Here is a 20,324-nt window from a genome sequence, read left to right on the forward strand (position 1 = left end):
AGGGAAAAACACAATCATACTCTATAGAGCATGGTGCGACCACCTTCAAACGTGCTGAATAATCCATTTGAGCGGAATGATCAAATGGATATAAAGTCGGCAATCGGAGAAGTGATAAAAGAAATTAGAGCAGAACAAAAAGTCTCTCAAGAACAGTTAGGCGCAAGTCAGACATATGTGAGTAACGTAGAAAGCGGCAAAAAACTGATTTCGCTAGATAAACTGGAAGAGTTTGCATGCTCATTGAACACACACCCTCTTGTAATTATTGTGAGGGCTTACGCAAAGGACAATAATGACAGCCTAGCTCAAGAGCTACTCGATTTACTTAGACGCAACTCTCGGCATGATTAACTCTTATCAACCGCCCTCAAGTTTGGACGTCGACTCTTATTCAACTCGCTTTCTAAGAACTCAATCTTCAATTTCAAGCTCTCAATATCATCTTGATGACTCGACTTCATTTCTGAGATTTCAGACAACTGAGATGAGCATAGATTTGTTAGCGTCAATACCATGCTTTCCAGCTCCTTCACTTTAAGCGAGAGCTTTTGTGCTTTCAACATAATATTAGGCTGCACCGGCTTACTAGGACCATGCCTAATTTCTCTCACCCGCGAAACTATGTCAGGATAATACTTATAAATAGTTGACCTACTTACGCCGACAATCGAAGACAACGAAGAAAGCGTAACATCCTGGCAGTTATCATGAACTAATCTTTCTAAAGCACAAATTAAGCTCTCTCGCACATTCACTTCAATCTTCCTCACTCAGGGAATCTAGGACCTTCAAGCCTTCATTTAACCGCTGTTCCAGAACCGCTCTGGCCTGAACAGATATATTTTTCTGCCTCAAGATCGTAACGCTATCGTCTACATAATTTTGCCACCAGCCTCTATTTCGACTAGTAGAAATGAAGTTGCTACAACCCACACACACAGATGGGCTCCTATTAATGGGATTAGGCTGCTCCTTATCTCCATCGCAAGCGCTGGTCTCTTGCCTGTACAGGCACACTCCCCAATCGCAGGGCACAAGAATTGTGCCTTTTGCTAAAAGTTTTTTTACATCATTTGTGCTGACCAATTTTCCCAAGAATTTCTTAACCTGCGACAAACGCTCACCTCCTCCAGCACCAATATAGACACTTTCGGGGTTTGTTCCTCGTAGGGCCCGAGCTACGCTGTTAATTTCCTCAGACAGTTCTTCTGCGATGATCCTTTTGAACTCTCCATCTGGCTGGGCATAGCTGTAATCAACGCTATAAGGGGTAGCGTGAGAAAATTGAATAGCTAAATCAGCTAGGTTTCGTCTGTCTCGCTTTGCTGCAAATCGAGCGAAATGCTTCCGACCTTGGTGAGTGTGTATTCTGCCCGCCCATCCGGTAGCTCCCTCAAGATCAATGAATTCTGAAAACTCAGTTAACCTGGAGTTAAATTAGCTTGCAGATAGAATACTTGGCACTTTACTTAGATTGAAAGCCATCAGCGAATTACCGCCAGCAACCAACCACAAACTGTCTATACCACCTAGTTCTCTGTAAGGCGCAGTTAATTTCGTTAGTACTTTGAAGGCTTTACTCGCCGCTGGTGAGATCACCCAAGGAACCTCGCCGGAAACTTCCATATTTTGCTTTGCATACATCCTAAAATTACGTTTAGATCGAGCCGCATGATAATATTCAAGAACCTCGCCTGATGAGTGCTGAACACTTCTAATGCTAGTGGACGTAGCACGCCTAATCTCACTAACCCTGGCGCCTACTGTGTAGGAAATGACGATAAAGCAAGCGGTGACTAACTGTTTACGAAGATATGCAACGTGTAGAGGGTTACACGCTGAAAAACTTTTTAATTCTGGTATTCGGACACATTGGCTAAACGCCTCGCCCGATATGGCATTTTTTCCATATGGCGATATCTTCTTCCTGGTTGTATTTCCACGCTCTATAGCATCCTGAATACCTAAGAAGTATTTAGTAAAGATCCTAGTTATGTCCGGCCCTAGGTCCTCTACAATCTCTATTGATCGTTTTAGAATATGGAGCGCTACAGGCTCTGGCGGGGCCTCCCAGAAAGACTTGTTCCTACCGTTCAGCTGTATGCGCCTCTGTTGTCTCGGCGGAAAGGGATCGACGGCTAAGCCGGTACCTACCTTTGCCTTCAAGTAATAGAGCAGCCTAATCGCGTTCATCCTCGAGGCCAGCGTAGAAGCTGATAATTTCCCCCCTCGCGAAACCCTGTCACACATGCTAGAAAATATCGATTGAGCTTTACGTGCCGTAATTATGCTTAGCTCATGCTCTCCAGCCCGCTGCGCTTCGGTTAGAAAGGCTGAAATCATATATACTTTAGTTTTAATAGTACTAGGAGCATTTTTACTGGCACCAAGCCCAACGAACAAACATCCTGCTATTTTCTTAAGAATCAGTAGATATTTTTCGCTTAATTTATCTTCAGACTCATTTTTCGCGTATGACGACCAATCGAGATAGACTTTCTTATCCGCCGCCGAATCTATTGTCGAATTCAAAACCCATACACCGGCATTAAAATCAACTCCGAAGATCAACATCAATGCCGAAAGAGGGTTCGATAATTCAGGCTCGTTATTTCTATGAAGCATATTAGTACATTCTCGGCAGATCTGGAGTTTCGGAGATTAATGCTTCCGCCTTCGCAATAACTCCTTTGGTTATTTTTGGTATAATCTCCCCTCTAATAAGTTCAAGAGTTGACTTATAAACATGGTTGAATCTTACAATTTTGTCAGCTTGTAGCGCAGATGATGACTCCATCTCCTCTAGAAACAACTTAGACTTCAGGATACGTGCGACGTACCGTGGGTCATCTATGATCACAAGCGCATTCTTGCACACAGCACAATTGGTAAACTCTAAGCAATCTTTAGCTTCTGACTCACGACCACAAGAAAAACCAAATAGTGTTTGTGGAAGTTTATCAGCCTCGACTACCGTGGCTATACGTATCATCTCACCTTGTATTTTTGAAATTCTTTCAAAAGCTTTGTGATGATTTTCTCTAGGATTTATATATCTTAGTACGGTCGACAAACCATTATGCTGTAGCATATGTGCAACATGTGCTTGTGAGCGATGCTTTCCATTCATAAGCTCAGCGATGCTTTTCCGAATATCCACAAAGCTAAATTTATGTAATGAGTATTCGGCCCTGAACTTTGTTAGTTGATCGTGTATTCCCTGGATGCTAACCCTTTTGACCTTGCTGCCTGATCTTGTGATGAAAAGTAAATCCTCGTCTACACCCGCAATTCTTCGTATGTTTTCTGTACCGCTCAAAGTCAAGTCCACAAGTGCTGCGATTGAAAACTGGCCTTGTTTTAGGAAGGACACGCGCTGCTCATTAGAAGCTCGTGGCTTATCCCATGATACGATTGATAGGGAGTTATCCGTAGGGTGAGACTCAACACAGTTAGTTTTAATTTCAAGTAGCGATATCGGGTTTGCTGCAGTCTCAATCATCATCAGAAGATAAATTGGAAGTATGCTTCTTGGATTCAGCTCACGAAAGGCCTGGAGACGACGTAAACCCACGTGCGATAGTCGACTTGTACCTGGCTGTGCAAGCTGTCGCTGGGACCAGACCCCGTTACTTTCTAGGTTGATAAGGAACTTTAGACTTTGCACATCGTTTTCAGTGAGTTCGGAATGCTTAACTTTCCCGCCTTCCAAAATTGTTCGCCTCACTTCCAACCTTGACCTAATCTGGGAGATTTCTTTTTTACATATGCGAACAATTTCTGCCAACTCCTCAGGGCCAATATACTTAGAACGTGAGGATTTCAACTCCCTTGTAAATTTTCTATATTCATACTGCTGACTTGACCATATCTTATTATCGCTATGTTCGGACAACCACCTAACCATACGACTCACAAAATTGTAGTGACTTTGGCAGGTTCCCAATAGCAGCTGCTGCTCCTCTAATGTCCCAAAGTTCCTAAGCATTTGGCTAGAAAAATCTGTATTACCCTCTATGTAATCTAAAAACTTTCTTACTGACCTCCAAGCTTGTCGCCTACTTCTGGCTTTGTATGCTCCTGTGAGATCAATGAACGCGGACCGAAGATCCAGCAGGAGTTCTTGCGACACCCCCCATGCGGCGAAATCATATATATCGTCTCTCTTTCTATTTTCGTCAAAAAAAAATGCTTGAAGTTCGCTCATCCTTCATATTCTCTAAACACGTTCGCATAATCTTCAATTAGCCCTGTGACGTTTATATGCCTACCCTTGATATTCTCCAAATACATCTGCGTCGTGTCTGAGCTAGCATGCCCTAGAAGACCTTGAATGATTTTGAGAGGATCGAGATGGTGAGTATCTTTTACCGGCTGCAACCGACTCTCTAGGTGAGTGGCAAATGTGGCTCTAGTTTGATGAGGGTTTGATTTTATGTTTTTCGCCGCACACCCCCTTTTGAATGCAGAGTAGTAGCAACCTCTAGTTACGTATTGGCCCCTAGAATTAAGGAATAGCTTTTCTTCTGAATCGGAATTTATCGAGGGAGTTAGGCATCTTTCAACCAGTATGTAGCTAATTGTTTCTTCAGTTACCAATCCTGGGACATACACACTCTGTTTTCGCCCGCCCTTGACTTCAACTTCGATAAACCCGTGCCCCCCTGCCTCAGCTAATCTATTAAATTGACTCAGCTCTAGGTTCAACACACTGCTGATTCTCATGCCTGTGCATACACACCAAAGAAATACTAACCTGTGCACACCTTTGAGCTGACTATAGATCTCAGCGCAGCTTTCCAGGGTTAATGCTCTAGCACCTTTCCTGTCTGCATTAACTCTAAGTCTGACGGTTCGTGATCTCGATCTTTCAATATTACTTTTTGCTTGAACACTTCCATGGCTACGATATTGCTCTGACCACCAATATCGATAGAATTCCACAACAACATTAATGCGTAGATTTACCGTTGCCGCGCTCAGAGACTTTCTGGAAGTGCCTCCACTGGATTTCATATAGTTTCTATAGCCAACTATATTCCGCACCGACACGCTCTTCCATTCTAGATCTTCACCTTCCAAATAGACGAACCAATGCTGAAGGCTCTCAGAGTACGTTCGGATCGAATTTAGTGACTTGTAGCTCCCGAGATAAAACATTTTTTCATGAAGAAAATCGTGAACCTCAAAAACTGGCTTTCCATCAACTCCCAACAAAAATGGCAGTCGAACTTCGCTTGTTTCACAATGATTAAAGCTTGCTAACTCAAGACCAGCTTTTTCAATATTCCTTTTTGCTTCAGCGTACGACTGAAACTTCGGCTTCATTAATCTCATCGTGCCTCCCTAAGGTCCACAGTGTAGCCCGTAATTCTAATCAAGCAGATTCAGCAATGGGGGCCAATGATCGCCAAGCGAGACAAGGCTACCGGCCGAGTCATCAAGGTAGACGGCACGGTAGCGGATGTGGGTGAGCGGGTGCCGCGCCACGAGCAGTTCTTGATCCCGGATCCCAAGCGCAAGGGGCGTACCTGGCGCCACTTCCTGGGGGAGCTGCAGCGCCTGGGCTACGCGGTCAACTACTGGGTGGAGCGCAATTGCGACTATGGCGATCCGACCACCCGCGAACGCCTGTATATGATTGCCACCGCCGATGGACAGAAGCCCGTGGCGCCGCCAAAGACGCACGCGGCCAAACCGGCCAAGGGACAGAAACCCTACCGGACCGCCGCTGAATGCCTCGACTTCAGCGACATGGGAACTTCAATCTTCACCCGCAAACGCCCACTGGCAGAAAAGACCCTCCAGCGTCTCGCCAAAGGAATGGTGCGCGAGGTCCTGGATAGAGACCAGCCATTCACGGTGGCCGCCACACACGCCGCCTCAGCAGCGCAACGAAGTGACTCGAGGCCGGCCAGTTCGGTACTGACCCCGTTCATGACGGAACACGCCAACGGCTCCCGGCAGCGGGTATTCGCCGCGGACAAAGCGCTCCCGACTATATGCGCTGGGGTCAAGGGCGGCCATTTTTCCCTGGTGTCGCCGGTGCTCATTCAATGCAATGGCGGAAAGAACACGACCGCCGCTCACAGCGTTTTGAAGAGCATGAGCACCATCACCACCAAGGGCAGCCAGCAGCAACTGGCCGCAGCCCACCTGGTCCATCTTGTTGATCACCTTGAGGCTGGCGCGGCCAAAGACAGTGCTGGCGCCAGCAACAACGACTGGGCCGAGGAATGGTCACTGAATCCTGAGCATTTGGCGGGAGCGTTGCGCGTATCTGATTTCCTGACGCGCTACCACCACGCTGCCGCACATAAGGCGGCCGCGAACGACAGCCCGGCGACCACCATGACGACCAAGGAGCGGCTGGCCCTGGTCACAGTTTGGATCAATGGAAGTCCCTGGGTCATGGTGGATCTCTACCAACGCATGCTACGCCCGCGCGAGCTCTACCTGGCGCAGGGTTTCCCGGAAACGTACCAGATTGCCCACGGCCACGACGGCAAACCGTTCACCATCACAGAACAAACTCACATGTGCGGCAATAGCGTCAGCCCCGGGACGATGGCCGCCTTCTCCAAGGTCAATGACCCGTGGAAATACCGTCTGTTAAACCGGCAGGATTGTCAGGAGGCAGCATGAATAGTGTAGAGCTCACCTTCCCTATTCCTCAGACCCGCGAGGACACCCTGGATCTGATGGGGGTGCGTACAGACAACCTTGAGGGCGAAGCGCTGGCCTGGGCAGCCGGTAAGGCCGAGGGGCTCGATCTTTTCCTCGAAGGACCTTCGGGCTACCTCACAAATTGGCGTGTTTTCCAACGATACTCCGGCCAGGCACTGGTGTTCACCAAGCGCTACAACCCGCACGAGGACCTGTCTCTCGCTGCGCCCTGGGTTGATTCGCACGGGCTTGCGGTTCAAGGCCCTCCTAACCAGGTATCCAAGGACGTAGCCGTTGCAGGCTACCGTCGAAACGGGCTTCTCAACTGGAGCACTGGCGCCACTGCGGCGATCGCGCTCTGCCGGGCGCTCATCCGCCTGAAGGTCGGCGATATTGTCCAGGTGCCCAGGTTGTTGCTGCGCTGATCATTGCGTTCATCGCGCAAACCCAGAAAGCAAAAAACCCGGCCTCGAGGCCGGGTTTCTCATTTCTACAACTGCTCGATCCGATAGCTATCAAGCACAACAGATCGGTTTTTTTTGAGTAGCCCTATGGCCATCTCGGGTGTTGCGTCCTTGACGTAGTAGGAGACGAACTTGTCATCACCATTTCGGGGGTGAACCACCAAATCGATGACATGCGTGTATCCCTTGGCCTTGGCTTTTTCCCGTTCCTTCTTCAGCCGCGCCTGTTCCTCTTTCTCCTCCTGTTCCCACTCAGCATTGAGCTCAGCGATGAAGCAGGATTCACATTTGCCTGCGCGATTGGTGTCGCAGACCGAGGGGTCGAACGCAGGGTTAATGCACCCTTCGCAAACGCAGGGTTTGATGTGAGCCGCACCAAGCAACTCGTCCACATGGGCCTGAGTTGCATCGGCGAGCTTGAGACCCTCCACACGCGAAGTGATATGCCCCCCCCTGCCAGGCAACTGGATCGAAAGCTGGAAGGCGGTGTTGTACATCCACACGCAAGGACTGACTTCAGCCGTGAGGATGACTTCGCCCAGTTCAGGGTGCTGGATAGTACGGGTGAAAGTGGATTTGCAATCAATCATGGTCGAACTCCAAGTGTTTGCTCGGAGCCCCCCACTCGGGAAGGCCCCGAGTGGGTTTAAAAAGTGACGGCGTAGAGGATCGCTCTTTAAGCGCCTCTACAGCCGGTGGAACTCAGACACAACAACCTTACGATTGATGCCGATGCAGCCGCACAGCGTAGCTTTCGGATATCTCCTTTTCAGCCGCCTGAGCGAATACTTTGGCACCTGCTATCAGGTCTTCCGGCAACACCTCTTCGCGTAGCTTGAACAGGTGCTCATCGACATCGATCGTTGTGGGTGAAGTCGGTCGAGGCCGGTACCACACGTAGAATGCCGTGGTGCTCAGGACGTTGTTACCTTCGCTGGTGTACTCGCCGCTGACACGCAAGCACGCATCCGGCGTATCGACGACATACGCCAGCGCCGTCTTCACGCCAGCTGCAGTTTCAAAGTCCTTCTTGGCGACGCAGGGGAGCGACAACGACTTGTCATCGACAGCCTTCCAACCCGCGGCCTCGAGTCCCTGCAACACGTGTTTTTTCATCTCGTGAGTGTGCATGTTTACCGCTCCTACGATGGAGGGCAGCCCACAACGGGCATGCCCCGTTGTGGGTGGTGTTGATTCTGAGTAGCTCGATGGAACCACCAATGAAGGCTGGGTCAATCAAGCATCACGCGGTGAACTTGGAAGCTTCCTCACTGAGCACTAGGCTGCATTGGTCCAGATGTTCCCGTGCATGTCCGAGGCGTGCAAAGCGCACATCCTGCGTCATGTAGGGCCACTGGGTACCGGTAGCATCGCCTAATGCAGAGAGGGCATCGACCAACTCCCAGAATGTGCTGCTCGCACGCGCCTGGGAGAACTCACAGGCATGCTGGCGAAGACGAAGACCGAAGACCTCAATCTTTGACCGCTGGGCCAAGGTTTGTAGATTGGTGAGGGCGTTTGGGAGAAGGATCTTCGAGGCCAACTGCTCGAGGAACTCGTTGGCCACCAAGACGGCGGTTTCGGCGACAGACGCCACCAGGTCTTGATTGCCAGCGACGAACACCGAAGCGAGGTGGCGTTGTTGTTCGTAAAGTCTTTGCATGGGTCTCTCCAGGAAAAGGTGGAGACCCGAGCCCAAAAAGGACAGAGTCCCCAGAGGGTGGAAGTGTGCTTGTTTTCAAGCGGCTCTTTCGCCATGCACATGGGAAAGAATGAGCCTTGATACTACAACCTGGCGGAGCACTTTGGGAATACCTGTTCCCTGCCCGGAAAATCGTCAGAAGGCACCGACGAAAGAGTTGATGGAAACCCGCTAACGGCCGAACTAGCGGACTCGATAGAACATTTCGCCTGGACAAGACTGGGCATACTGTCAGCCCTTCCCTAGTCTAGCGGGCTCTGAAAAGCCGCTTCGCTACCGGGCACAGCTTGCCTTGTCTGTGATTCTGCATAACCAAGCTTCTGTACCAGGACCTGAACCATGACAAGCCCCACCGAACCGAAGAAAAAAAGCAGGCGGATCAATTTTTCGAAGAACACCAAACTTGAACTGGCGAAACGGGCTGGGTTCCTGTGCAGCTACCCTTCATGCCTCAGATTCACCACGGGTCCGGCCGTCAATACTGACGGCGAGGATTCAGCAGCCGGCATTGCCGTGGCGGCACACATCTACCCGGCGTCGGAGGGCGGACCTCGAAAGCAGGAAGGCGTTAGCCCTGATCAGATAAAAGACATCTCGAATGGGATCTGGCTATGCGGCACGCATGGCATCCTGATCGACGAGTTCCAGGACGACTTCCCGCCGGAGGCTGTAATTGAGATGAAGGGGGTTCGCGAGTTTGCACAGCGGCTCACGATCATCATGAACGATGTCGGTGAACTCGTAAGCCAGATCGGGCCACAGCGTTTGGATGAGATTGTCTGGAATCACTGGCCCAATCCTGACGAACAGTCGGTCAGACGTGAATTCGTGTCAGCTGCCCTCAAGTGCTACCGAATACAGGATGAAGCGTTCGGAACACGGATGCCGCTCCCACCGGATTGCTTTGAGCTCAAACCACTCATGAAGGCGGCCGCGGCCGTTGCCCAGCCAGTCGTTGAGACACGCGAATTCATTAGTCCTGATAACTACCGTGCAGACCGGCGCCGTGCGATTCGCATTGTCACCTCTTGGGCTGCAGAGATGAAGAAATACGGTTGGGATGGCAAGGGACTCTACGCCAATGATGTGTACGTGAAGATCACTACCCGAAATCCTGAAACCGGCGAAGTTGCAGAGCCGTTCATGTGGGTGCAGGGCACCTGCGTCAGTGAGCATGACTACAACGTGATGGACGGCGAAACCGCGACCCTGGCCATTGACAATACCGCCCACCGAGCGTCCAACTTCGATTGGCGACTGACCGTGAACCTCAAAGACGGTGAGTGCCGAACCGAGAGCACATTGCACATGGGTCCGTCCATTACCCCGCGCCACAGTCACGAGATGCATGAACGTGCTGAAGTCGAGGCCTACTCACAGCTGCTCGAGAGTATGGCAAATGGATGGGAGCCGATTGGTTTTGTGGGTCTTGAGGCCGGTCAATGGTCAGAACCTGACAGTATTCACCCAGAGGCCTTTGCGATCCGATGCGAAGTTACCAAGGAGCAAATGGAAAAGGCCATCCAACGTTGCGCCAAGGTGAAACTCGGTTACGAGCTGGCTGAGACGTGGAACCATTGCTTCTACTTCAACGACATCTTCTTCAGTGACGTTCTAGACGAAGCCACGATCCGCCGAGCCTCGGATAATCTGCTTGCCAAACTAGGGGCTGAACGTCCCTTCTACACCCAGAGCGCGCAAATCGTTGCGCTCAACTACCGCTTTGGAATTAGGTTGACCCTCAAGGGCGGGAACATGTTTTTTCAGCAAGCACTTTCCGAAACCTTGCGGCACAGCCGATGGTGATTGACATCGCCGGCGGGCCAGCTCAGGGAAAGTCCAGCTGAACGGCCTCAGAACTGCTCACTGAGATAGAGGCGGTGTGTCTGCTCGATTTGTGCGGTCAGGTTCACCATCATTCGCAAAGACCTGCCAATAATCCCCCCTTGCAGGCTCACTGCCGGCCGGTGCTATGATGCCCCCTCATCGTGCCCGCAAGGCACCTGCGGGTCAGCTACACCCGGCTTAGGCCGAAGCAGCACTTCTCACAAACCCATCAGGGGCTCATGCCCCTATGGGGCCTGGGCTCCTTCTCACACCCGAAGGAGCTACACATGAAAAAGTTCACTGTTATCGCGATCGACGATGTCACTGGGCAGATCGTTTCGTACGGTGTCTACGCCGAAGACCCACTTAACGCGTTTTCTTCCGCAGCGGCCATGAACAGCAACCTGACCTTGGTTGTGGCTTTGCCTGGTTGGCAGGAAGAAGACAAGGACACGTTCTTTCCCGGCACCGCTCCAGTCGACAGCGAAACCGCATTGGACCAGCCGGAAGTCTTCGGCAGTCCCCTCTGCTCGGTTACCGTGACAGAGGTTGTCGAAGTGCTGCGAGCTTACTCCCTCCGCGTCAGCAACACGCAGGGCAAATCGTTCGAGGAGATGGCAGAGGAGGTGTTCGAGGAGCTGGACGTCGAGGACATCATCAGCACCGCCTTTGAAAACCTGTCCGAGGGTGACGGCGCGGTCGAATGCAAGACAGCGGCATTCGACTTGATTCACGCCGTCTTGGTCTCGAAAGGGATCTTAGAGTTCTAACCCTCCCATCGAATCACCGACAACCCTTGGGGGTCACAGCCCCCATGGGGCTTGACTCCCTCCCCAGAAGGAAGGAGCACTGATGAACAATGCCGCAATCACTCAAGCCATCATGGACGCCGAAGCTCGACAGATTTTCGGTCTAAAGTTGGCAGTCCCCGAACTTTTCGCCGATCCCGGTTTTCAGGCTTTCGTGAACAGCTCGAACGTCATGACCTGGCACGATAGAAAAGGGCCCATTGGCACTGACGATATCGCCGATGTGGTGGCCTTTGTCGACCCAAGCCTCACCGGCGAAGGGACCGACTGCGCCATGCCCTATTGGGATGTCATTGTTGAAAAACTGAAGGTCGCCCTGGGTGCACCATCTGGGCCCTTCAGCGAACACCTGGTCGTGGTACTAACCAACCAGTAAAAAGAGAAGCCCCGCACATGTGCGGGGCTTTTTCATTGGGGGCCAGACGTTCATTCGCTACGTGCAGCTGGCCGGTCTGGCTCCCTATGCCCGAGACGCTTGGCAATCTCACGCTGAGCGGAAGAAAGCGCCGGCCAGATCATGTGCACATGGGTTAGCGGCATCGCCCGCAACGCATCTTGATTGCGCGTGAGTTTCAGGTTGATCTTGAAGAACGACGGGCTGTGATCAATTTGGTGCTTGTGCAGCCGCCATAGCACCACGAACGCAAACTTCGGCGTCAGGTACTGATTCTTCCGGTAGTAGGCCAGCGCCTTTGCCAGAATGTCGTTCTCTTCGGCCTCCGCCAGCCGCTCAAGCGCACGTAAGCAGGCCTCGTACCTCATGACCTGCTCAAGGTTGTTGAGTTTCTTCCTGGCTTGATCTGGCGACAGCCGTCGACCACCCTCAAACACCGACAGATTGAACCTCAGGATGCACTGAGACCCTACCCAGAGCGTATTCCCATTGCTGGCGTTTCTGATCTGGTAGTGATACCGCACCCGCTCCTGATCGCAGAGCTGACAATCAGCCGTTGGTGCCTCGTGATCGCGCACCTGGTCGGTGAAGCACCATTCGGCGAAAGCCTCAGGCAGTTTCCCGGCAATTGAAAGGGGCACAATGTTGTCGAAAACGCGCCGGCTGAAAGTGTTCACGGCTGATCCTCCTAGGCATCAACATTGGTGGGATCGGGCTGGCGGCGACAATGAGGGGCTTCGCTCGGAAGTCGTCTGAAGCGCCGCAAGCGCCAGCTCGTGAAAATTATCGAAGAATAGCGGTGCCAGAGCATCGTAGTCAGCCCTGGGGCTGAGAGGGAAGCCTGTCACTTTCTCCAGGTAATCGGTCAGTCGGAGGGTCGTGTCATAGACTGCTGTGAACTCGGCTTCATAGAGCTTGCTGGCCTAGCTCGTGCAGCTCAATCCCATTGCGACCGCAACGTAGAAACTGCACAACTCGTGCTGCCGCTTCGCCTTCTCGACTTTGTCCTCCCGGCCGACCGAGTTGCTCCTCAAAAGGCCGTGAATGGGTGTCTCGCACAAAAGCCAACAGGCCTGCTTGAAAAGGTCCATGGGTACTTCCTAGAACAGTGGCATGTAGCGTCTCATGGAGTACCTGATGCGCAACCGCCCTATCCGCCCCAAGAACAGTCACTCAAGCGGGCCGTGCATGTTTACTGCAGTTGCAGGTCATACGGGCTGACATAAAGTGGTCCTTCCACACGAACCGCGAGGAACGGTCGATGAAAAAGCTCAAATGGGTCATCTGCAAATGCTGCGAAGGCAACGGCACTGTCGACAACCCAGCATTCTCGAATGGCTTTACTTCGAGTGAATGGAAAGAGATGCACGAGGATGAGCAGGCCGCCTACATGGCCGGCGAGTACAACGTGGCCTGCACGGCCTGCAACCGTTCCGGCAAGGTTCAGGTGCCAGACGTTGCCGCCATGACCTTCGCAGAAAAGCGCAACCTGGTGATTCAGCGTCGCGAGTCCCGCGAGGAAGCACGAATCTCCCGGCAACTTGATGCGGAGTGGGCTGCTGAACGGGCCTTCGGCTGTTAACCAGCAAGTCCGCTGGGGCCAACTGCTGGGGCGAGCAAGCGGCTCTTCAGCGGGACTATTCGAGCTGACAACCAGACCGGCATACTAAGATGCTAAACCGTCAGGAGCTCCCCCAATGATCAGCCAGCGAACGCGCTACTCGCTCGCCCAATTTCTAGCGCTGCAGACCCCCTCAGTCTCCGTTGTGCTTTTCGGCAAACACAATATTCACCCTACGCTACCCCATTGATTTGCTGATAAGCCTCATCCAGGTTGTGCGCGATCAAAGTGACAGAAATTTGCTCCTCATCCTTCAGGAGATCATTGCAACGCCGAGCAGTCTTCGCGCCAACGTGTCACCGAAGTCGGTGTTCGACGAACGAATTCACGATCTGACTCAATGTCAATTGATTGACGGTTATTCCGTCGAAGGCAAGAAATTGGTGCAAACTGACCCTTCGATCTCGGACGCGGCCCCAATCGAAGACGATTTGATCATTGCGCTTCGCGATTCGGCAGGGCTGCAACGTGAAGCAATCATCGACAAGATCAACGACTCAGCCGAGGCATTCCGCTCCAGCCCACCTGACTACAATGCTGCCTTAACTAACGCACGGGTGGCACTTGAAGCTTTGGCGGTGGATATTGCTGCCGAAGTCGCAAGCCAACTGAAGGCAACCGACATGTACGATCCGGCGAAATGGGGTGATGTGATTCGCTTCCTCCGATCTAGCGGCGAGATTACCCTCGAGGAAGAGAAAGGGCTCGCCGGGGTCTTTGGATTCCTGAGTTCGGGCGCCCATCGACCTGTGGGCGTTCCTGAAAACCACATGGCGAGACTTGGTCGTACCTTTGCTCTAAATATGTGTTGGTTCCTGGTGCAAAATCGCATCATACGCCGCGGCTGATCAACGCCGTTCCAAGAGAGCGGGGCTCCAACTGAGGCGGCCGTTTAATAGTTATTTGACGGCCGGCTCACCAGTTGCCACAGCAATAGCCAGCACTGAAGTATCGCGAGCTATTCTTCGGATCTGATGCGCCTGACCAGGTTTCAATTCAGCCTCATGCGCGCTCAGACGCTCAGACGTTGAGCATGGCGAACCGCAGCGGATAGCCCACAGGTAAGCGTTGACCGAATCACTCTCTTGGCGCGCGAGTTCGGCCAGGGTTGCGGCCGCACGGATGGCCCCCTTCTGCCAAGCCCGTTGAAGGTTCGCCTTCGCGTAGCCAAGATCCTGCTCGGTGTAATACCCGACTTTGTACATAAGTCCCGCCTGCACCAGGGCAGCTGCGGGCGCGCCCTCCCGCTTTGCCGCCGCCAAGATCAGCTGCGCCCCTTTCCGTCGTACAGATGCAGTCACGACTTCGTCTGGGCTGGAACCAAAGAGCCTCTCGATGGCCCATGACTCACCCGATCGAGCACCATCGAACAGCATCCCCCGGAGCTCTTTCACCGCCCACTTCTTCACGACACCGAACTCGGGGCTGTGGCAACCGCTAAGGAGCCGGTCGCATTCACCCTCAATACGGTCGAACTGTCGCCGCAACCCCTCGTAAGCGGTCTTCGACGAACCACTGGCGATCGACTCCCGGACCGCCTGCGCCAGGCGTTCAGACTTGGTGCCATGGCTGCACGCAGAGAGGCCCAGGCTAAGCCCGATGACGACCATCCCACACAGAGCCCGAGCCGAACTTGCCTTGAACATGGATTGATCCCTTCGTCGTACCCTGCGTGGCAGGCCCCATCTGGTAAGGCGCCATCATCTCGTGCATGAGCCCCATTCGGTCGTCAATTCGTGCCCGCACTTGGGCGCGACCGCCTGGAAGATCCTTCGAGTGGTACATACGGCGCATTGACCAATCAACGACGAGTAGCAAGGAGAACCACCACGGATACGCCGGTACCATCGAACTCGTTGCAGAAGGGCCCGTGCCACTTCAGGTTCCAGCCGGGGAGCAAGTCTTTACCTCTCAGCGAGGCCGGCAGAATCGCAACCAGGCGGCCGTCTTCCTTCAATAGCCCAGCGGCGGCCTGCAGGTGGAGCGTCGCGCGGTTGTTTGCGAATGGAGGGTTGAGCATGATCCGATCGAAGCGCTCAACGCAATTATCCGCCCAGGCGAGAAAGTCCCCTTCAATAACCCGATACCCTTTGCTCTGCAGTACCTTGCAGCGCATGGGTGAAATTTCGACGCAGGTGGTGGTCGCAGGCGGCATCCTTGCAGCCAGCGCACCGTTGCCCGCCGAAGGCTCGAGGCAAATGTGCTGCTCGGACACTTCCGCCAACTCCGCCGCCAGGTCGCCCAAGCGCTCTCGTGTCGGGTAGTACTGGTGACTCTTGTCATCCGGCAGCATGCCGCTGATAGCCACCTGTGCAATGGCCGGCCGCGGGTCGTAGTCAAATTCATACCAGACGAACTTGTGCATGTTGTGCCGCACACCGCCCAGCGCCTCGAGCACCTGATAGGCCTCTTCCTCACGTGGATCGGTACTGAAATACACCGCGTGCGGGTTCTCGGTGATGGGGCGGTAGCGGATTTGCCCTGGGGTCTTTGGCTCCAGCAGCAGTTTGATCACTTCCTGGGGCAGTGACTTGCTCAGTACCGGGAAATTCTTGGGTGGCCGCTTCGGCTTCGTACGGAAGCTGGATGGGATGGCCATCGGGTAAAGGTGCGCCAGCAAGCTGTTCATCCGGACCGCCAGCTCCGGGTGAACTTCGACGTGCAGCGTGCCGACCTTGAACATCTTCATGCGCAGGGCGCCACCGTCGACCCAATGCCATTCGCCCGTGCGCTTGCTGAGCAATGCAAGGAGCTTGTGACCGTTTCCGGCCTGTTGCTCTGGGTGCCCCATGAAGCGGGCAATGATGTTGCGCAGGTCCGAGATGTAGCCCGACTTGCTTTCGGCATAGTCGATGATGAATTTCGTAGTGAAGCCGGCCGGGTTGTTGGTCACGTGCGTCTCTGACAGCGCCTCGAACACGCCATCAACCCGTTCGGCGAAGTACCTGGACCTGGATGCCAGCATGCTCTGGAGGGTACTTCGCACAGTGCTCTCTTCAAACGCGGGGGCAGTGCCGTTCTGGATCTGCTCCAACCACTCCTGACGCCGCTTGTACGGCATGAACTCGAAGACGTCCGTCAGGCTCAACAGTTCGTTCCAGTAGCAGCCGTTCAAGTGCGCCACTGCGCCCTCAATGGCGTATAAATCCCCGAAGCAGCTTCGGATGGCCGGGGCAAACTTGTCAGTGTTGCCCGCAAGAAAATGGCCTAGGGCGCCACGGTAACCGGGAGTTTGAATAAACGCCCCCACGGCCTGAATGTCAGCTTCCTCAGCCTTGTAGCGGGCCAACAGCTGGGCGACGGCATCGAAAGCCACCGGCGCAAAAAACTCTTCGAAAGTATCTTCGACCAGCTCACCTACCGCCGCATTGACCTCGGGAAGATCGACAGGCGTGGCGGTGCTGATCGAAAAAATTTCTTGCTGGCTGGTCATGGTGCGGATCCGGCTGTTGAATTCTTTACCAGCTTCGCACCCTTCTCGAAACTGCAAGCCCGCTGCGGGCACAGTGCTTGCGCTCATGCCGCCCCCCACACCCCTTCCTGGGCAGTTGGTCATTACCCGACCCGAAGGTACTTCTAACCTATGGTGGGTGCCGTCAGCTCCTCCATGGAGGCGATAAAGGCTGCTGCCTGGGTTTCTCCCTAGATGCCGGCGGCCCAGTCCAGGCGCCGAACTGACGGTTGCATGTCTGTCCTCCCGTGAAAAGCTGTCACCAAAGAACATCTTGGAGGACGGCCATGCGCTTTGATCGCTACCCCCGCTACGAAGGGGTCAATTTCACACCGCGTAAAGAATCGGCGTTCGCGCGTAAGATGCAGCGCGAACAGGATGCATTTCCTTTGTTTGCCGAGCAGGTTGCATCCGAGCAGCGGGATTGGGATGACGAAAAGTCTCGACGCGAAAGCGTATCCAGGAAAACCGACCAGAAATGGCGCGACTCTCTGGCCAGGAGCTGGCGCAAAATGCGGTCGGCGTACTACGCAATGGACACCGAGAGACGTGCCCGCTGCCGAGAGTACATGCTCAGCTGGCGCGGGCCCTGCAATCCGGTGAACTTCATCTACATCGTGGAGGGCTTCAACGGCGCCCGCGAAGAGCGCAATCGGACTATCCGCGAGCAGGACCGACAATTGCGGGAAGAGATTTGCCGTCAGCTCGCTGACGAAATGTGCCAGCAACCGCTTCTGCATGGGTAACGTGGCATCAGTGGTTAGCTGCTGCTCGTGTAGCAGCCAACACTTCGCAGATGCCCTTGAGCCGAGTGCACAGTACGCCGTTTCGGCACCGGCGCCAGACTTCGCCTGGTGACCGTGTGCGACTTGCGTACCTGAGGACATGGGTGAACATGAGCCCACTTGTGCCACTTCCATTAGGGAAACCCCATGTCCACTACCCTGCTCCCAAAACCGATCCTTGATGGTGTCGAACGCTCCTACTCCATCAGCATGCTCTGGGAAGGGACGCCAGCGGTCCCAAACATCCCTGAAGAGCGCCAGCTGCTGAACCTGGTACTTCCGCCATGGCAGCGTGAGTTCGTATGGACTGAGGCTCAGCAGCGCGCCTTCGTCGAGGGGATCTTCCTGGGCTTCAACCCCGGTTTCTATGTCATCAACGGCCGCGACTATGAGGGCGATAACGATCGCTACATGTCCGGCTGGCTGCTCGACGGGCAACAACGCATCACATCGATCGCGCGCTTTGTGAAGGACGAAATCACCGTCTTCGACGGGATTCGTTACAGCGACCTGAGCCTTGGCGAAAAACGCCGGCGCTTCGACAACGTGATTTTCCCCTGCATTGAGCTCGAATTTCAGGCTGATGAGTCTTTGCTGAAGGAGCTCTATCGCCGCCTGAACTTCGGCGGCACAGCTCATACCGCGGCAGATCTCCAGCTGCTCGCCGTGTGACCCGCCTGACCACCCACCTCGCCGGCCATAACGGGCCTTGCACGGGGCCGAATTGGTGGCTACGCGGCATCATATGCTGCGATCTTTTCTACTGTCGCTAGCTAAACTCTGGTGACCATTGAGGGAGCCGGTACCCGCAAGGGCCGGAAAGGTGCTTCCCCGAGCTCTAAGCTCCTCCTTAGGAACTCCCTCAATGCTTTTCCTCGCCTGTTTCCGCGTAACGCTGCCCCCACCTCTGGGCCTGGATGCCCGTCTACCAAGTCACAATTTCTTGTGGGCATCACAATTGTCCCAGTCTGGGACAGCAAGGGCTAAGCCCGTACTGTCACAAATCTTTCTGAGGACAATCTCCAGGAATGGCGTCCGCTACCTACCCCTCCACCTAAACTCACTAGATTTACCAGTAGCCGTTCAAATGGTCAGCAGGCGCCTCGCAGCGTACATCGTCGTTATCTAACGCATTTGCCAAAGCACGAGGTCGACCATTTTTTCCTCTGAGATTACATGGCTAGGGTAAGAGGCTTTGAACTGGGCAACCAACCTGCGGCCTTCAACCGTTGCGAGGAAGCTCTGTACGTTCTGCTTCAGGTCGCCATGGAGCGCCACGATATCCATCACTCGGTTTGGCGATGACGCGGCTGGTAGCTTGCAGCTCAGGTTTTTCAGAACCACTGAATCGATGACTGGCTGAGTGGTATCCAGTGTAGCTACGAGCTTGCTGGCAAAAGAAGCCTCATATCTGCCTGTCGCCTGATGCAAGGCAGTGAGGACTTTCGAAAAGTCATGTCCCTGTATTCGGGTCTGGTGCATAAGGTCGAAGTAGGCCGACTGCCATGGCTGGCCACGACGAACACGGTAGAAACCGTTGTAGGATCGTCTCAATATCGGGTCTTTAAATCCTGTGATATCCCCCTTTACCAGCACCTGGATGGCACTGTATTTCCGCAGGCCAGGCTGTACCTTGGGCAGTGCAACTGCGAGCTGGTTGGCATTGATCGATATTGGCTTCATCTAGTCCTCTATGACGTGGGTCGCCCGGATGAATGTGCAATAGCAAATTGCCCCCATCGCATCAAGTAAATCCCTGCTCCTCCAGCGATCTGAGGGGTCGCCTCCCGTCCATTGGGTCAGCCGTCCAAAAATGACTTGGCCCCACCCCACCCCACTACACCATGAAATCGCGTGACACGTGCTCTTGCGCATTCTCGGATCTGTGGAGAATAGCTTTCAAAGGGAGACAACAAGGGCACCAGGCCCACCCAGCTCCCGCCCAGATCCTAGACGTCCAGAAGGTGGCCACGACCATAACAGTGGGGCTCAGGCGCAAGCCGAAGGCCTGGATGCGCCGAAAGGCACTTCCGCGGGGTGTGCAGTGTGTGCCCCGGACCAGCAAGACCGGCCCAAACAACAACTGCAGGTATTGATGGCTCTGCGGTTAGACCTACCTCCAGTAATGGGGGCACAGGCTAGCCACCTCCACCGCCTCTGGCGGTCCTTCCTGGGAACAGGAAGTCTCCCTGGTAAGGGAGAGGGGCCGGGCGATACCCGACTGCCAGCGTAACTGGCACAGATTCCCGAACCCGGCCGAGCGCCGGGTTTTCTGTTTTCAGCGCCAGCTGATGCGGCCCTGTCCGTGGAACGGATCGACACCTACGGCCCGGGAACAGCTGGGCACAATCGACTGAGCCCCACGCTCGCGCCTTAGCGCGTTCCCCCCTTAAGTCCGTTGGAGGTCCACCATGTCCGAGATCAGCGAAGTACCTTCCCCCCTCCTCCACCGAGAGGTGCTATTCCAGACAGACATCACATCCTACGGGGTAGGTCATGTAGTTGAGGTTTACCCCGATTCAGACCGCGTGAAGGTGCGCGACCAGGATGGCGGCTACTGGAAAGGCTCGATCGACCAAATCACAGCCGTCGAAGAGTAGGC

21 protein-coding genes are annotated in these 20,324 nt (G+C 53.9%); 11 read left to right on the forward strand and 10 right to left on the reverse strand.

Annotated elements, in window-relative coordinates; translation table 11 throughout:
• Positions 1–84 precede the first annotated feature (84 nt).
• A complete protein-coding gene (locus E6B08_RS17430) occupies positions 85–354 on the forward strand; it encodes a helix-turn-helix domain-containing protein (RefSeq protein ID WP_192938549.1) in 270 nt (89 codons plus the stop codon).
• Between the two features lie 1,086 nt (positions 355–1,440).
• On the opposite strand, the gene E6B08_RS17435 is transcribed toward E6B08_RS17430, so the two are convergent.
• The 3 genes from E6B08_RS17435 to E6B08_RS17445 are packed head-to-tail and all read right to left on the reverse strand — an operon-like array spanning position 1,441 to position 5,340.
• Positions 1,441–2,628, reverse strand: a complete 1,188-nt coding sequence (locus E6B08_RS17435; RefSeq protein WP_136915195.1) for a hypothetical protein — start codon at positions 2,626–2,628, stop codon at positions 1,441–1,443.
• A 1-nt stretch (position 2,629) separates the two neighbouring features.
• Complete coding sequence (locus E6B08_RS17440) at positions 2,630–4,210, reverse strand: hypothetical protein (protein WP_136915196.1); 1,581 nt, start codon at positions 4,208–4,210, stop codon at positions 2,630–2,632.
• Positions 4,207–5,340, reverse strand: coding sequence for a tyrosine-type recombinase/integrase (locus E6B08_RS17445; protein ID WP_136915197.1), 1,134 nt, complete (start codon positions 5,338–5,340; stop codon positions 4,207–4,209). Before E6B08_RS17445 ends, E6B08_RS17440 begins: the two co-directional genes overlap by 4 nt.
• 66 nt (positions 5,341–5,406) lie before the next feature.
• On the opposite strand from E6B08_RS17445, the gene E6B08_RS17450 reads away from it, so the two are divergent.
• Positions 5,407–6,648, forward strand: coding sequence for a DNA cytosine methyltransferase (locus E6B08_RS17450; protein WP_136915198.1), 1,242 nt, complete (start codon positions 5,407–5,409; stop codon positions 6,646–6,648).
• Positions 6,645–7,094, forward strand: coding sequence for a phage protein NinX family protein (locus E6B08_RS17455; protein WP_136915199.1), 450 nt, complete (start codon positions 6,645–6,647; stop codon positions 7,092–7,094). The genes E6B08_RS17450 and E6B08_RS17455 overlap by 4 nt, the downstream gene beginning before the upstream one ends.
• Before the next feature lie 65 nt (positions 7,095–7,159).
• Here the strand turns inward: E6B08_RS17455 and E6B08_RS17460 are convergent, their stop codons facing one another.
• The 3 genes from E6B08_RS17460 to E6B08_RS17470 form a co-directional block, all read right to left on the reverse strand.
• On the reverse strand, positions 7,160–7,723 hold the full coding sequence (locus E6B08_RS17460; RefSeq protein ID WP_136915200.1) for a hypothetical protein: 564 nt from the start codon (positions 7,721–7,723) through the stop codon (positions 7,160–7,162).
• A 127-nt stretch (positions 7,724–7,850) separates the two neighbouring features.
• Positions 7,851–8,264, reverse strand: a complete 414-nt coding sequence (locus tag E6B08_RS17465; RefSeq protein ID WP_136915201.1) for a hypothetical protein — start codon at positions 8,262–8,264, stop codon at positions 7,851–7,853.
• Between the two features lie 112 nt (positions 8,265–8,376).
• A complete protein-coding gene (locus E6B08_RS17470) occupies positions 8,377–8,796 on the reverse strand; it encodes a hypothetical protein (protein WP_136915202.1) in 420 nt (139 codons plus the stop codon).
• Between the two features lie 378 nt (positions 8,797–9,174).
• On the opposite strand from E6B08_RS17470, the gene E6B08_RS17475 reads away from it, so the two are divergent.
• The 3 genes from E6B08_RS17475 to E6B08_RS17485 all read left to right on the forward strand — a co-directional run bounded on the left by E6B08_RS17475 (position 9,175) and on the right by E6B08_RS17485 (position 11,847).
• Entirely contained in the window at positions 9,175–10,641 is a 1,467-nt protein-coding gene (locus E6B08_RS17475; RefSeq protein WP_136915203.1) for a hypothetical protein, read from the forward strand.
• A gap of 308 nt (positions 10,642–10,949) precedes the next feature.
• Positions 10,950–11,432, forward strand: coding sequence for a hypothetical protein (locus E6B08_RS17480; RefSeq protein WP_136915204.1), 483 nt, complete (start codon positions 10,950–10,952; stop codon positions 11,430–11,432).
• Positions 11,433–11,514: 82 nt separating this feature from the next.
• Positions 11,515–11,847, forward strand: a complete 333-nt coding sequence (locus tag E6B08_RS17485) for a hypothetical protein (RefSeq protein ID WP_136915205.1) — start codon at positions 11,515–11,517, stop codon at positions 11,845–11,847.
• 50 nt (positions 11,848–11,897) lie between these two features.
• On the opposite strand, the gene E6B08_RS17490 is transcribed toward E6B08_RS17485, so the two are convergent.
• Positions 11,898–12,542 carry a hypothetical protein gene (locus E6B08_RS17490; RefSeq protein ID WP_136915206.1) on the reverse strand — a complete coding sequence of 215 codons (645 nt, stop codon included), beginning with the start codon at positions 12,540–12,542 and terminating at the stop codon, positions 11,898–11,900.
• Between the two features lie 584 nt (positions 12,543–13,126).
• On the opposite strand from E6B08_RS17490, the gene E6B08_RS17495 reads away from it, so the two are divergent.
• Together E6B08_RS17495 and E6B08_RS17500 are read left to right on the forward strand one after the other, a co-directional pair.
• Positions 13,127–13,447, forward strand: coding sequence for a hypothetical protein (locus E6B08_RS17495; RefSeq protein ID WP_136915207.1), 321 nt, complete (start codon positions 13,127–13,129; stop codon positions 13,445–13,447).
• A 278-nt stretch (positions 13,448–13,725) separates the two neighbouring features.
• Positions 13,726–14,334 (forward strand): hypothetical protein, encoded by a 609-nt coding sequence (locus tag E6B08_RS17500; protein ID WP_202877472.1) that lies wholly within the window; start codon positions 13,726–13,728, stop codon positions 14,332–14,334.
• A 51-nt stretch (positions 14,335–14,385) separates the two neighbouring features.
• Here E6B08_RS17500 and E6B08_RS17505 read toward each other — a convergent pair whose 3' ends face one another.
• Both E6B08_RS17505 and E6B08_RS17510 read right to left on the reverse strand, forming a co-directional pair.
• Positions 14,386–15,132, reverse strand: a complete 747-nt coding sequence (locus E6B08_RS17505) for a hypothetical protein (protein WP_136915208.1) — start codon at positions 15,130–15,132, stop codon at positions 14,386–14,388.
• 155 nt (positions 15,133–15,287) lie between these two features.
• Complete coding sequence (locus E6B08_RS17510) at positions 15,288–17,006, reverse strand: class I SAM-dependent methyltransferase (protein ID WP_238349232.1); 1,719 nt, start codon at positions 17,004–17,006, stop codon at positions 15,288–15,290.
• A gap of 218 nt (positions 17,007–17,224) precedes the next feature.
• Here E6B08_RS17510 and E6B08_RS17515 point away from each other — a divergent pair, with 218 nt between their 5' ends.
• The gene (locus tag E6B08_RS17515; RefSeq protein WP_136915209.1) at positions 17,225–17,683 is read left to right on the forward strand and encodes a hypothetical protein; all 459 of its coding nucleotides are present in this window, start codon (positions 17,225–17,227) and stop codon (positions 17,681–17,683) included.
• 186 nt (positions 17,684–17,869) lie between these two features.
• On the forward strand, positions 17,870–18,394 hold the full coding sequence (locus tag E6B08_RS17520) for a DUF262 domain-containing protein (protein WP_136915210.1): 525 nt from the start codon (positions 17,870–17,872) through the stop codon (positions 18,392–18,394).
• 453 nt (positions 18,395–18,847) lie between these two features.
• On the opposite strand, the gene E6B08_RS17525 is transcribed toward E6B08_RS17520, so the two are convergent.
• Positions 18,848–19,405: a hypothetical protein gene (locus tag E6B08_RS17525; RefSeq protein ID WP_136915211.1), complete on the reverse strand. Its 558-nt coding sequence runs from the start codon at positions 19,403–19,405 to the stop codon at positions 18,848–18,850.
• A gap of 728 nt (positions 19,406–20,133) precedes the next feature.
• On the opposite strand from E6B08_RS17525, the gene E6B08_RS17530 reads away from it, so the two are divergent.
• A complete protein-coding gene (locus E6B08_RS17530) occupies positions 20,134–20,322 on the forward strand; it encodes a hypothetical protein (protein WP_136915212.1) in 189 nt (62 codons plus the stop codon).
• Positions 20,323–20,324: the final 2 nt, after the last annotated feature.

This window comes from Pseudomonas putida (genome assembly GCF_005080685.1).
GTDB classification, from domain to species: Bacteria; Pseudomonadota; Gammaproteobacteria; order Pseudomonadales; family Pseudomonadaceae; genus Aquipseudomonas; species Aquipseudomonas putida_V.

Coding starts and splice junctions, on each gene's coding strand:
- E6B08_RS17430 (WP_192938549.1), top strand. CDS start 85: ATGGATATAAAGTCGGCAATCGGAGAAGTGATAAAAGAAATTAGAGCA.
- E6B08_RS17435 (WP_136915195.1), bottom strand. CDS start 2,628: ATGCTTCATAGAAATAACGAGCCTGAATTATCGAACCCTCTTTCGGCA.
- E6B08_RS17440 (WP_136915196.1), bottom strand. CDS start 4,210: ATGAGCGAACTTCAAGCATTTTTTTTTGACGAAAATAGAAAGAGAGAC.
- E6B08_RS17445 (WP_136915197.1), bottom strand. CDS start 5,340: ATGAGATTAATGAAGCCGAAGTTTCAGTCGTACGCTGAAGCAAAAAGG.
- E6B08_RS17450 (WP_136915198.1), top strand. CDS start 5,407: ATGATCGCCAAGCGAGACAAGGCTACCGGCCGAGTCATCAAGGTAGAC.
- E6B08_RS17455 (WP_136915199.1), top strand. CDS start 6,645: ATGAATAGTGTAGAGCTCACCTTCCCTATTCCTCAGACCCGCGAGGAC.
- E6B08_RS17460 (WP_136915200.1), bottom strand. CDS start 7,723: ATGATTGATTGCAAATCCACTTTCACCCGTACTATCCAGCACCCTGAA.
- E6B08_RS17465 (WP_136915201.1), bottom strand. CDS start 8,264: ATGCACACTCACGAGATGAAAAAACACGTGTTGCAGGGACTCGAGGCC.
- E6B08_RS17470 (WP_136915202.1), bottom strand. CDS start 8,796: ATGCAAAGACTTTACGAACAACAACGCCACCTCGCTTCGGTGTTCGTC.
- E6B08_RS17475 (WP_136915203.1), top strand. CDS start 9,175: ATGACAAGCCCCACCGAACCGAAGAAAAAAAGCAGGCGGATCAATTTT.
- E6B08_RS17480 (WP_136915204.1), top strand. CDS start 10,950: ATGAAAAAGTTCACTGTTATCGCGATCGACGATGTCACTGGGCAGATC.
- E6B08_RS17485 (WP_136915205.1), top strand. CDS start 11,515: ATGAACAATGCCGCAATCACTCAAGCCATCATGGACGCCGAAGCTCGA.
- E6B08_RS17495 (WP_136915207.1), top strand. CDS start 13,127: ATGAAAAAGCTCAAATGGGTCATCTGCAAATGCTGCGAAGGCAACGGC.
- E6B08_RS17505 (WP_136915208.1), bottom strand. CDS start 15,132: ATGTTCAAGGCAAGTTCGGCTCGGGCTCTGTGTGGGATGGTCGTCATC.
- E6B08_RS17510 (WP_238349232.1), bottom strand. CDS start 17,006: ATGAGCGCAAGCACTGTGCCCGCAGCGGGCTTGCAGTTTCGAGAAGGG.
- E6B08_RS17515 (WP_136915209.1), top strand. CDS start 17,225: ATGCGCTTTGATCGCTACCCCCGCTACGAAGGGGTCAATTTCACACCG.
- E6B08_RS17520 (WP_136915210.1), top strand. CDS start 17,870: ATGTCCACTACCCTGCTCCCAAAACCGATCCTTGATGGTGTCGAACGC.
- E6B08_RS17525 (WP_136915211.1), bottom strand. CDS start 19,405: ATGAAGCCAATATCGATCAATGCCAACCAGCTCGCAGTTGCACTGCCC.
- E6B08_RS17530 (WP_136915212.1), top strand. CDS start 20,134: ATGTCCGAGATCAGCGAAGTACCTTCCCCCCTCCTCCACCGAGAGGTG.